Origin of the sequence: Actinomyces oris, assembly GCF_001937445.1 — a bacterium.
GTDB classification, from domain to species: Bacteria; Actinomycetota; Actinomycetes; order Actinomycetales; family Actinomycetaceae; genus Actinomyces; species Actinomyces acetigenes.
On sequence record NZ_MSKS01000009.1, the window covers coordinates 72,452 to 84,196 of the forward strand.

Below are 11,745 nucleotides of genomic sequence, written 5' to 3' on the forward strand. Positions count from 1 at the left end.
GCGCACCACGAGACGGGTGGGCGCCGGCGGCAGTTTACAAGGACCTCGGCTCTCAGGCCTCAGGCCATGGCCCGACGACGTTGATAGGCCGCCATCCTGCGACGGTTGATCGCTACAAGTACCGACAGCACCACCAGGATCACGCTGAGCGCGAGGACGGAGGCACCGATGATCGGAAACCCGGTCGACTCACCAGCCGCCCCAGCGGCTTGGATGCCGGAGGCCGCGGCTGCGTTGGACTGCCCCATTGCCGCGACCTGACGGGGTGGCGGCGTGGGAGCCGGTGGAACGGTGGGAGGGGCGGACCCGCCAATGACCGTGACGCCCGATACTGTGAAGTAGGGGCTCTTGTTGGTGTAGTCCGCCGCGTTGCCCTCCTGGCCGCTCTCCCCCTGCGCCCCGGAGACCCGGAATCGCAGCCAGTGGTTTCCCTGCTCGACGTACTCAGGAAGCTCGAAGGAGCCTGCCGCAGTGCCGTCCTTCTTGACGGTGATCGTGGCGACCACCTCGGACTCCGAGGGGCGCGAGGCGACCAGCGCGCCGTCGTCGATGAGGACCTGGACCGTCACACCACTGGGAAATCCTGAGAGCGTGTACATGATCGTTCCTCCCACGGCGACCGTCGAAGGGCTGACCGTTGAGGCGGTCCCTGTGGTGGAGGGACCGGTCTTGGTGTCCGCCCTGGCAGCGGGACTCGTGGAGACCAGCGCCGCCAGGGAGGCCAGGAGGACAGAGCAGACGATGACGAGCACGCGCGGTGATCCCTGGAGGCGCTGGAAGCCGGTCCGATACCGAGCCGGCGCAGGATGCCGCTCACGCCGTATGCGCTCAGCATTCCGGAGCATCCGGATCATCTGCTCCCACCTCCTTTCCACGGCCGCGTGCTCCGGCCCCTTGACGATGTCATTGACGTTCTCCTACCACTCCGGCTCAGTGCCTGCGCGGGAGCCGCGGCTGCTGGGTGGTCCGTGGTGCGCGCAGCGGCATTCCGGAGAACGCGGCGACCAGCAGGCTCACGGCTCCGACGACCAGTAGTCCCCCAGCGGTCCCCAGGAGCATGTCGTTGGCGCTGAGGCCCTTGGTGGGCGCGGCCGCCGTGTCCGGGAAGGTCAGCAGCTGGGCCTGTGCCGGGTTGCGAGGATCGAAGGATGCAGAGGAGATCTCCAGCTTCGCCCACCCCAGGAGGCTGTTGTCTCGATCGGCCACCGCCAGCTCGTAGGAGCCGGAGTTGAATGTCGAGATATCGATGGAGACGCTGTTGGCATCGTCAACCTGTACCCAGCCCTTGGTGGTGGCTCCGGGGAAGACGAACACCGAGACCCACTCGCCCGCCTGCACCTTGGACTTGGGCAGGACGAGGTTGACGATGTTGCCCTGGCGGGACCCGGACAGCGAGCCGGCGTTGTCCGCGCTCAGGTGCGCTGCACTGGTCACTGGGGCCACCGGGCTCCGGTCGGGACGGGTGGTGCGCTGAGAGGCCGCGTCGGCCTCAGGTGAGTCCTGCGCCGAGGCCGCGGAGTCTTCCGGGGCATGGGCGCCTTCGGCTTCTGAGTCTCCGGCGTTCGGGGCGGGCACCGCATCTGTGTCGGTCTGCTGGCGGGCGGAGTCGTCCTGCGAGGTCGAGGAGCGGGAGTCCGACCCGGCATCGGTTGTCTGTTGCTCCGAGGAGTCGTCCTGGCCTCCTGCGCCCGCGCCTGAACCTGAACCCGCGCCGGAGCCCGTGCCGCCACCTGGGTTGTTGCCAGGGGCATTGTCCGTTCCGGGGCGTCCGCCGCCATTGGGGTTCGGCCTCTGGGCGTTCTGATCGGGGCCGGTGGTGTGCGGCGCGGGGGACGGCTCCGGCTTGGGCTGCGGAGTGACGGCCTTGTTGAGGGCGAAGATGTTGGTGGCGGCCATCAGCCCGGAATCGATGAGCGAGAGCTGCAGGTAGTAGCGCCCCTTGTCGACGTTCCCCCCGGTGTAGAGGGCCGACAGGTTGAGCTGGGCCTCGAAGGACCCGTGATGGAAGGTGACGGGAACCGAGAGCGTTCCCGGAACCACGTACCCGCCGTAGGCCGCGACCTTGATCTCGACCGGCTTCTCGCCGTCGAGCATCGTCCCCTGGGAGCACCAGCCCGTACCGCGGACCTTGACTGCAGTATCCGGGTCGTAGGCGGGCTCTTCCCCCTGAAGGTCTGAGCCATCGGAGCTGAGCACCTGGACGGCGGGCTTGTCCTGGCACGTCTTAGCGGTGGCGCTCGGCTGAGCGGAGGCAGTCGGCTCGGGCTTGGGAGACTGGGAAGGCGAGGGCGATGAGCTGGGCGAGGCAGTCGTGGAAGGACTGGCCGACGGGCTGGGCGCCGCAGAGGGAGTCGGTGAAGGTGTTGGTGCAGGTTCCGGTGTGGGGGAAGCCGAAGGCGCCGCCGACGGTTCAGTCGTGGCTTGAGGAGTCGGTTCTGCGGTGGGTGCGGCCGTCGGCTCGGGAGCCGGTTCGGGTGCGGGCGCAGCGCTCGGTTCTGAGGTGGGCTCCGCAGTCGGTTCGGGAGCCGGCTCCGGCGTGGGCTCGGGGGCCGGGGGGTTGATGATGTCCGGGTCCTGCTTGACGAAGGAGAACAGGCCCGTCGTGGCGCTCACCGTTCCGCTGGTGTAGGTGAGGCTGAAGACCTTCGTGCCGACCTCCCAGCCGCTGTCGCCGGTGACCTGACGCACACCCTTGACAAGGTAGTCAGTCGGGATGAACACGTCCTGCTCGCCGTTGGCGGGAGCCGGACGCTCAAGCTCGGCCTTGATGCCGGGGAGCAGGTAGGGGGTGACGGTCTTGCCCTCGACGACGTTGAGCGTGATGGTGGGGTCCTCCAGGACCTTCTCTGCGGTACTGCACCAGTCCGACAGGATCGATTCGACGCCGTACTTGGTCTCATAGACCGGCACCACGTACTCGGGTGCCGACTGGCCCTCGGGGTAGACCATTCTGGCTGCGGGGTGGCAGGCCGAGCTGTTCTCCGTGTCCTCAACGGCTTTGCCTTCGTTCAGGAGGGGCATGGCGGCCACACCAGCGGTGGCCAGAACAATGCCGAAGGCTGTCAGAACAGCAAGAATCGATCGCAGGCCACCCCGGGTAGAAGGGAGGGCGGCGAGCAGCCGCTGAGCGTATTGCATGACGTGGTCTCGTTCACGGGCGGGGACAGGTGGACTTACTCGTACAGCGAATGGCTGACAACCGAGATGCACGAGGAAAGTACGCGCCACGAAGCAGGCGCGACGGCCTTTCTCGAACGATGATAGACGGACGCCTCCCTTCTAAGAATCCGCTATCACCCGAAAGCATCGTCCGCGTTGTCGATTCCGGATTAAGTATACACAGCGGTAACCCGTCAACCGGTCGGGCTGAGACCGTTCAGAACCGGGAGCCTTGAGGAAACTCGAGCATTGGTAACGATAAATTGGGGTACGTGATCTCTTTGTAGCCAAGATTTCTTTTGTGTCACGGTTTTATTTGCGCAGTAGATCCGGCCCCCACAGCGCGCTCTCGCCGACGGCGGTCGCACACGAAGCACCTCAGGTGGCCCAGCCGCAGGACCCCAGGTCCTGCTCGTGAGCATCGAGCCCCCGCGATCCGCTGCGCACACCATGGAGACTGACCGGCACCGTCCGAAGGTGAGCCGGTCACGCAGCCCGCTACCAGTTCTGCAGCGATCCGGCGATGGGACGCTCCCATCATGAGACGAATGGCAGGCTTGCATTGTTCCGGGGAGGGTGGCGTAGGGTGGCCTTCATGACGCACATCGTTCTGACGACCACAGCCGCTCGAGGCGCACAGGCGCTCGCGGTCATGTGTGGTGCGCAGATGTGTTGCTGTCGGGCCTGTTGATCCCTTCCCCTCCCCCAGTGCTGCACCTGCCCGGGGATCGCGACGACGCCTCACTACAGCTCTGACACCGGCCGAGAACGATGACCGGCCATGACCTTCAGGGCTCCCGTGCCGCGTGTTCCGCTCGTCAGAGTACGGGGACGCCCTTCCACAAGCGCTGATGGCCTGAGGCTGTGTCCGCTCCTACCCAGCTCACTCTGCTCGGGCTTCTCGTGCTCCTCCTCCACCGTTTTCACAGGGACGCCTCAGCGTCTTGCGCATCGCGGTCCGTTCCCACCACCACAGGAGAAACCATGTCCACGTCCTCTTCTTCCTCCCATCCGCCCCAGTACTCCGACTCCTTGACCTCGGTTCCATCGGACGCCGAGGTCGTGGAGTCTCAGGAGGTCACGGCTGACAACGCCGCCGCGATTCTGGCAGCCGATGACGACATCGACGATCTTGGCACCAATGAGTCGGACCGGTCGCATCACGGCAAGCCGTCACGGCGCACGCTGCTCACGTTTGGGGGGCTCGCAGCCGCTGCCGTGGTCGGCACCGGCGCGTACCTGACGATTCGGCGCACCAACCAAGGAGTCATCGGGGCCCACGAGGCACTCCCCCTGGTGATTGGCGGCGACATCTGCGCCGCACCGCTGTACGCCGCCTACCATCAGGGTTTCTTCGACGACGCGGGACTGAAGGTCACGCTGGCGCGCACCCAGCAGACCGAGGACACCAAGGACGGCGTGGGCGCCGGCAAGTACATTGGCGCTCCTGGGATCTTCTTCTCCTGGCTGGAGCCGATCTACAACGGCCTCAATGCCAGGCTCACCGCAGGGCTCCACGCCGGCTGCCTGCGCCTGGTGGTGCGCAAGGACTCTCCGTATCAAAAGCTGGCTGACCTGAAAGGCGCCACCATCGGCGTGCCGTCACTGTCGTCATCCGCTTTCGCCTACTTCGCGATCGGGCTGTCGGAGGCCGGCATCAACGTCAAGCCGGATGGAGGCGACATCACGTGGCGCACAGTCGATGCGGACTCCTTGGGGACCGCGCTGAGCGACGGTCAGGTGGACGCCATCATGGGCTCCGACCCCGGACCGCTGCTTCCCGTCTTCAACGGGACGGCCCGTGAGCTGGCCAACAACGACGCTGAGGAGTTCTGCTGCTCGGTGGCACTCAACGGGGACTTCGTACGTCGGCAGCCCCAGGAGGCGAAGGCTCTGACCGAGGCCTGGTTGAAGGGCTCGGCCTACGTTCCGGACCACATCGAGGAGATCGCCAAGATCGAGGTCGACAACGACTACGTCGCCGCGGACCAGGACGTCGTCGTCCGGGTGCTCAAGACATACGGGTTCAAGGCCTCGGCCTCCAGGTTCCGGGCCGCGATCGAGCCCGGCATCGAGAAGTTCAAGGGGACCGGTTTCATCGCATCCGACGTCTCCGCCCGGAAGCTGACCGACACCGTCGTCGCCGACCTCGGCATCAAGGACTGATTGACCATGCCCACTGAGGTGAGCCCCACGACCGCATCCTCCAAGCCCATCGACGATCGGCTTCCACAACCGCCCTCCTCCACAGCCAGGCAGAGCGCACCAAGCGACCGCCGTTCCAGCGCAGGTCCTCTTGTGAGCACGACGGCACTGTTCCTGTGGCTGGCCTACCTGGTCATCGTCATCGCCCTGCCGCAGGCAGACCTTCTCCGCAAGGAGTCAACCACTCCAGTCGCAGTTCTTGCCGGGACATGGCTGATCGCCCTGATCGCGTGGACACTCACGGCACGGGTCCGACCGGCCTCTCCGGCAGCGAGGTCACTGACGCACTTCCTGCCCTGGATCAACGCCACCGGCGCATGGTTCATCGTCTGGCAGCTGACAACATCCAAGCTCGGACTGCTCACGCCGCCGTACTTCGCCGCCCCAGAGGTACTCATCGCCTCCTTCATCGGTGACTGGAGGCTGCTGCTCAGCTGCCTGGGCGCCTCGGCGCTGCTGTTCATCATCGGGTACACGGCCGGATCGGTGCTGGGGTTCTTCACGGGCCTGCTCATGGGCTGGTCGAGGCGCGCCGACTACTGGCTCCATCCGCTCCTTCAGACCATCGGCCCAGTTCCAGCGGCCTCGCTCCTTCCGCTGGCGCTGCTGCTGCTTCCGACGACGTACGCCTCAGCAGCCTTCATCGTCGGCTTCGGCGCCTGGTTCCCCATGGCGACCATGACCCGCGCGGGCGTACGCTCCGTGCGCCGCGACTACATCGACATGGCCCGCACGCTGGGAGCCGACGAGCTCTTCCTCATCAGGCGGGTGGCCGTGCCCTCAGCGTTACCGGACATGCTCACCGGCCTGTTCACAGGCCTGGGCACCTCGCTCGCCGCCCTCATGACCGCCGAGCTGACCGGCGTCGACAAGGGCCTGGCCTGGTACATCAACTGGGTCAAGGGCTGGGCGGACTACCCCCGGATGTATGTGGGTCTCATCATTCTGGTGACCTTCTGCCGCACGCTCATGGTCATGCTGTTCAAGATCCGCTCCTCGCTGCTGGCATGGCAGCAGAACCTTGTGAGGTGGTGAACCGATGTCTGCTAGTTCTCCAACGGCTGCTGGCGCGCCGCAGGTCTCAACTCCGTCCGCCCCCCGTGGCGCACAGGTCGATCTCACTGGTGTCTCCCACAGCTACCCCTTGTCCCATGATCTGGAGCACGGGTGGCTCCATCTGCTGCTGCGCCAGTTCTCCCCCGCTGCGAGGGCTCGTTATGGGGCAGAGGCTGCCAAGCCGGATCAGCTTGCCGTCCTCAATAACATCGACCTGACGGTTGCACCCGGCGAGTTCGTCTCGCTCGTGGGGCCCTCCGGGTGCGGTAAGTCCACGATCCTGAGACTGTTGGCCGGGCTGGAGCAGCCCGTCGAGGGCGGCGTCACCGTCGACTCCACGCAGGTGACCGGGCCCTCGCCTCTGCGCGCGCTCGCGTTCCAGGACGCCACGCTGCTGCCGTGGAGGACAGTGCGGGACAACGTCGCCCTGGGCCCCGAGGCGAGAGACCGTATGGAGCGCGACCGGCGCCGGGTGGAGGCCGCCCTGCAGATCGTGGGGCTGCGGGACTTCGCCGATTCCTACCCCGCCACGCTCTCAGGCGGTATGGCTCAACGGGCCTCGCTGGCCCGAGCCCTGGTCAACCGGCCCCGGCTCTTCCTCCTGGATGAGCCCCTGGGCAAGCTCGACGCCCTGACACGCCTGCAGCTCCAGGACGAGATCCTCAAGCTGTGGGAGTCCCAACGCTTCACCGCCGTCCTGGTCACCCACGACGTGGACGAGGCCCTGCGCCTGTCCAACCGAGTGGTCGTCCTGTCCGAGCGCCCCGCGCACATCGTCGCCGACATCGAGGTGCCCGAGCACGACGAGTCAAGTGAGGAGGTTCGCGAGCTGCGTCGGGAGATCCTCAGCCTCCTGGGCCGGTGATCGGGCCACGAGACCGACCTCACCTGTGATCCAGCCCGTGGAGCACGGAGTTCCGCCGATTCTCCCGTAGCCTGGATATAGGAGCGATCCGTGCCCTGTTGACCCCGTTCGGGTTCTGCCGCACCCGGTGTGCGGCATGAGCATCCCGTGAGTCTGTGCGTGTTAGCCCATGAGTCACCCGGCCAGTCCGGGTGCGGGGCGAGTGTGGTGGGCCAGGTACGGCAAAGAGCGGAGGACAAAAGGTCCTCCCCCACACTCCGCCGCGGTCCCCACCATCTTCATGGGGACAGATATGGGAAAACTTCATGACTCACTCCAGCAGCACTGCGCCCGGCACCTCCGACGCTCAGAACGCCGACAGCAACGGCCCTCTCAGCCTTGACGCGCTCTTCTCCGCCGAGCTCTCCGGCGGCGAGCCGGCCGACCCGGCCAAGAACGGCGAGAACGACGAGAACGGCGCCGTTGCCACGCCGCGCCAATCCGATGACACCACCTCCTCCCCCGCGGACTTCGCCACTCCCGCCTCCTCCGACTCCCCCGAGGACCCTGAGGACGTCGACCACGACGACGAGGCGGACGACATCGACCGAAACCGCCCCGAGGCCGACCCGGAGGACGGGATCGACAACTCCGACGAGGACGACGGCGTCGACATTGATGAGGATGAGGTCGACGGCCATGCCCCCTTCATCGACGCCGATTCCGACACTGATTCTGACGGCCACCGGCACGACGCCGAGCACACCGCCTCCCCGCGCAACCGGGACAAGATCGAGGTAAGGACCGCTCAGGAGGACGAGGAGATCACCTTCGCCGACCTGGGTCTTCCTTCGGACCTGCTCAAGGCCGTCACCGACATGGGCTTCGTGACCCCCACCGCGATCCAGAAGGAGGCGATCCCGGTCCTGCTGGCCGGCCGCGATGTCGTCGGCGTCGCCCAGACCGGTACCGGCAAGACGGCGGCCTTCGGGCTGCCGCTGCTCGACGCCGTCGACTCGCGCGACAGCGTGGTTCAGGCACTCGTCCTGGCCCCCACCCGCGAGCTCGCGCTCCAGAGCGCCGAGGCCATCACCGACATGGCCGCCCGCTCCCGCGGCCTGGAGGTGGTGGCCGTCTACGGCGGTGCCCCCTACGGCCCCCAGATCGGCGCGCTCAAGGGCGGCGCCCAGGTCGTCGTCGGCACCCCCGGCCGCGTCATCGACCTCATTGACAAGGGCGCGCTCCAGCTCGACGACGTGCGCTACTTCGTCCTGGACGAGGCCGATGAGATGCTGCGCATGGGTTTCGCCGAGGACGTCGAGACGATTGCGCAGTCCCTCCCCGCCGATCGACGCACCGCCCTGTTCTCAGCGACAATGCCTCCGGCCATCCAGGCCGTGGCACGCCAGCACCTTCACGAGCCCGTTCAGGTCGAGGTCTCCAGGCCTGCCTCCACGGTCGCCACCGTCCACCAGACCTACGCGGTGGTTCCGTTCCGCCACAAGATCGGCGCCGTGTCCCGAGTCCTGGCCGTCACCGACGCCGAGGCCGCCATCGTCTTCGTGCGGACCAAGTCCACGGCCGAGGACGTCGCCATCGAGCTGGCGGGCCGGGGCATCCAGGCCGCAGCGATCTCCGGTGACGTACCCCAGCGCGAGCGCGAGCGCCTGGTGGAGCGGCTGCGCGCCGGCACCCTTGACGTGCTGGTGGCCACGGACGTCGCCGCCCGGGGTCTGGACGTGGACCGCATCGGCCTGGTCGTCAACTTCGACGTGCCCCGTGAGGCCGAGGCTTATGTGCACCGTATCGGTCGCACGGGCCGCGCCGGCCGCCATGGTGAGGCCGTCACCTTCCTGACCCCCAAGGAGAAGGGCAAGCTCCGCCAGATCGAGCGCCTCACCGGGACCCGTCTGGAGGAGATCACCCTGCCTTCCCCCGCGGACGTCTCCGAGCACCGCGCCCGCAAGCTCCTGTCCAAGGCGGCGGCCCGCCATGAGCGCGGCCGGCTGGACATGTACCTTCCGCTGGTTACCGACTCCTCCCGGCAGCTGGATATCGACGTCGAGGAGCTGGCGGCCACGCTGCTGGCTCTGGCCGTGGGTGATGAGGGACCGCGCAGGCGCGAGGAGCGTGGCGGTGAGCGCCCCCAGCGCGCCCGCCGGGAGGAGAACCTCGATTCCGAGGGGACCTTCCTGTCGGCGTCCTTCGAAGGCGGGCGTGAGAAGAACCGTCGCGGCGAACGGGGCGACCGAGGGGAGGGACGCCGCTCGGCCACCCGTTCCGGGCGCCGCGAGCACGAGGGTCCCGGGACCGTCTACCGCGTAGAGGTGGGGCACCGGGACCGGGTCCTTCCCGGCGCGATCGTTGGTGCACTGGCCAACGAGGGCGGTATCGAGGGCTCCGACATCGGCAAGATCGACATCCTTCAGTCCTTCTCCCTGGTCACGATCTACGCCGACCTCAGCCCCGAGCAGCTGAGCGTCATGGGGCGGGCGACCTTTGGGGGCCGCGAGCTGCGGATCCGCCCCGACGAGGGCCCGGGTCACGGCTGGTCCGGCCCCAATGGCGCAGAGCGTCGTCCCAAGCGCCGTGACTGGGAGGACCGTAAGGATCGCGGTGAGCGCGGCTTCCGTCCCCGCCGTGATGACGGCGAGCGCGGTTGGAAGGACCGTGATGGGCGCGGCGGCAGGGGCGGTTACGACCGCTCGGAGCGCCGTGACAACCGTCGGTGGGACGAGCGTCGTGGCGACCGGGACGGCTTCCGCGGCCGACGCGAGGACCGGGGCGGTCGCGGCTATGACCGCGACGGTTACCGGGATGACCGCCGCGGCTACGGCGAGCGCAACCAGAACCGCTTCGGCGGCAACCGGGGCGGCTTCCGCGGCCGACGCGGCGACCGCTGAGTCCAGAGGACTCCACTGATGCGGCTGGGGGCGGCAACGCGTGTTGCCGCCCCCAGTATTCTGCCGGCTGGCCGCCGCATTGGTGGGTGCTCAGCCCCTGCGCACCCGCACAGTTCCCATCTGCGCGCGAGCCCTCAGCTCGAGGCGCCTCTCGAACAGCTCGGGGTGATCCTGGCGGGGCAGGTCGATCGTGACTCGACCGAAGTCGGAATGGCAGTCCGCCAGGACCGCAGTTCCCTCAGGCACCCCCACCGACACGGTTCCCATCTCACTGGACAGATCCAAGGATCCTTCATACGCCTCAACGATCTTGACCGAGCCGGCCTCCGTGTGGGCCAACACGGTGCCGGAGGTGGAGCGGATGCGCACCGAACCGGCTTGGGCCCGCACGTTCCCGTCATGCAGGGCACCGATGACGATGGAGCCGGCGTCGGCGTGCACCTGCGCACTCGTGCAGTCGCCCAGCCGGATCGATCCCGCCGAGGTCCGTATCTGCACCTGCTCCCAGGAGTGCTCAGCGCTGATCGATCCGGCATCGAGGCGGGCATCCAGGCGCGTACCGTGCGGCACCGTGACCCGAACCCGAGATGTCTGCGGGCCCCATGGCCAAATGCCCGCAAATCGCTCACGTCCCACGAGAGCGATCTGACGGATGCTCACCTTGGCTCCGTCGGCGGTGACATCCAGGAGGGGTTCCAGGATCTCGTCGGCCTCGACGGTGATCGTGCTGCTCACCCCCGGCGCGGTCACCACACTCAGGGTGGACAGGTCCAGGACGAGGTTCGGCTGAACGTCGTCGGGAAGGTCAAAGGTCCATATCGGCATGGGTGGTCTCCTCAGGTTTCAGGTGTCTGCGCGGACTGCCGCACTGGTCAGGCAGCGGAGAAGTGATTGGGCTCGGACCAAGTCGGTGGCACGACGGCGCGGTGGCACGGATCAGCCGAACCACCCAGTGAGCTTCACCCCCGAGGTCTGCCGCCCTGTCGGTCCAGTGGGCCGGCCGGAGCGGTTTCCGACGCCGTCGAGCTCACTGCCACCACGAGCGGCCCCACTGCCAACGCTCCAGGTACCCGCTGAGCTCCAAGAGCCTGACGGCGACTCATGTCCTGCCAGCGCGCTGCGAGCCGCCTCGACGAGCCAGGCATTGACCGAGCGTCCCTGGCTCCGGGCTGCGGCGTCGATCTGCTGCTTGAGCGACTCGGGCAGGCGCAGCGTTGTACGGACCTCCGGTCCCTCCTGCACCTCAGGTGCCGCGTGCGCCGGAGTATCGGTATAGCGTTCCGTCCCCGTCACGTAGCCCTGATCCTGCTCATCAGACCGATCAGCCTGGGTTACCAGAAGATGAGGCGTCGAGCCGTCCATCACCACGGTGACATGTGCTCCGTCGAGCTCGCTGTTGAGCTCATCAGCGGTGTCCGTCAGCATCTGCAGGGCCACGAGGCGCAGAGCCGGATCGAGTGCCGCCGTCAGGGAGCGGGCCACCTCCTGGGTCCGTTCGTCGCCCAGGGACGAGGTCTCCACAAGGGTCCGGCGCAAGGTCTCGGTGTAGGCATCCACACGCATGGCACCATTTTGACA

8 protein-coding genes are annotated in these 11,745 nt (G+C 67.3%); 4 read left to right on the forward strand and 4 right to left on the reverse strand.

The annotated features are described in order from the left end of the window. Positions 1-59: 59 nt before the first annotated feature. Both BKH20_RS02705 and BKH20_RS02710 read right to left on the reverse strand, forming a co-directional pair. Complete coding sequence (locus BKH20_RS02705; protein WP_256692995.1) at positions 60-752, reverse strand: DNA-directed RNA polymerase II; 693 nt, start codon at positions 750-752, stop codon at positions 60-62. Positions 753-930: 178 nt separating this feature from the next. Continuing rightward, positions 931-3,138 (reverse strand): hypothetical protein, encoded by a 2,208-nt coding sequence (locus BKH20_RS02710; RefSeq protein ID WP_075389845.1) that lies wholly within the window; start codon positions 3,136-3,138, stop codon positions 931-933. 1,005 nt (positions 3,139-4,143) lie between these two features. Between BKH20_RS02710 and BKH20_RS02715 the strand changes: the two genes are divergently transcribed. The 4 genes from BKH20_RS02715 (at position 4,144) to BKH20_RS02730 (ending at position 10,167) form a co-directional block, all read left to right on the forward strand. Continuing rightward, positions 4,144-5,325, forward strand: coding sequence for an ABC transporter substrate-binding protein (locus tag BKH20_RS02715; RefSeq protein WP_075389846.1), 1,182 nt, complete (start codon positions 4,144-4,146; stop codon positions 5,323-5,325). Positions 5,326-5,331: 6 nt separating this feature from the next. Beyond that, positions 5,332-6,399 carry an ABC transporter permease gene (locus BKH20_RS02720; protein ID WP_075389911.1) on the forward strand — a complete coding sequence of 356 codons (1,068 nt, stop codon included), beginning with the start codon at positions 5,332-5,334 and terminating at the stop codon, positions 6,397-6,399. 4 nt (positions 6,400-6,403) lie between these two features. Beyond that, positions 6,404-7,285 (forward strand): ABC transporter ATP-binding protein, encoded by an 882-nt coding sequence (locus BKH20_RS02725; protein ID WP_075389847.1) that lies wholly within the window; start codon positions 6,404-6,406, stop codon positions 7,283-7,285. Positions 7,286-7,590: 305 nt separating this feature from the next. Then, entirely contained in the window at positions 7,591-10,167 is a 2,577-nt protein-coding gene (locus BKH20_RS02730) for a DEAD/DEAH box helicase (RefSeq protein ID WP_075389848.1), read from the forward strand. A gap of 90 nt (positions 10,168-10,257) precedes the next feature. Here the strand turns inward: BKH20_RS02730 and BKH20_RS02735 are convergent, their stop codons facing one another. Both BKH20_RS02735 and BKH20_RS02740 read right to left on the reverse strand, forming a co-directional pair. Further along, a complete protein-coding gene (locus BKH20_RS02735; protein WP_070663038.1) occupies positions 10,258-10,992 on the reverse strand; it encodes a DUF4097 family beta strand repeat-containing protein in 735 nt (244 codons plus the stop codon). A gap of 111 nt (positions 10,993-11,103) precedes the next feature. Further along, complete coding sequence (locus tag BKH20_RS02740; RefSeq protein ID WP_075389849.1) at positions 11,104-11,730, reverse strand: CopG family transcriptional regulator; 627 nt, start codon at positions 11,728-11,730, stop codon at positions 11,104-11,106. Between the last annotated feature and the right edge of the window lie 15 nt (positions 11,731-11,745).

Bases quoted from the DNA above. Each gene is read 5' to 3' on its own strand.
- BKH20_RS02715 (WP_075389846.1), top strand. From the start codon at position 4,144: ATGTCCACGTCCTCTTCTTCCTCCCATCCGCCCCAGTACTCCGACTCC.
- BKH20_RS02740 (WP_075389849.1), bottom strand. From the start codon at position 11,730: ATGCGTGTGGATGCCTACACCGAGACCTTGCGCCGGACCCTTGTGGAG.
- BKH20_RS02725 (WP_075389847.1), top strand. From the start codon at position 6,404: ATGTCTGCTAGTTCTCCAACGGCTGCTGGCGCGCCGCAGGTCTCAACT.
- BKH20_RS02730 (WP_075389848.1), top strand. From the start codon at position 7,591: ATGACTCACTCCAGCAGCACTGCGCCCGGCACCTCCGACGCTCAGAAC.
- BKH20_RS02735 (WP_070663038.1), bottom strand. From the start codon at position 10,992: ATGCCGATATGGACCTTTGACCTTCCCGACGACGTTCAGCCGAACCTC.
- BKH20_RS02720 (WP_075389911.1), top strand. From the start codon at position 5,332: ATGCCCACTGAGGTGAGCCCCACGACCGCATCCTCCAAGCCCATCGAC.
- BKH20_RS02710 (WP_075389845.1), bottom strand. From the start codon at position 3,138: ATGCAATACGCTCAGCGGCTGCTCGCCGCCCTCCCTTCTACCCGGGGT.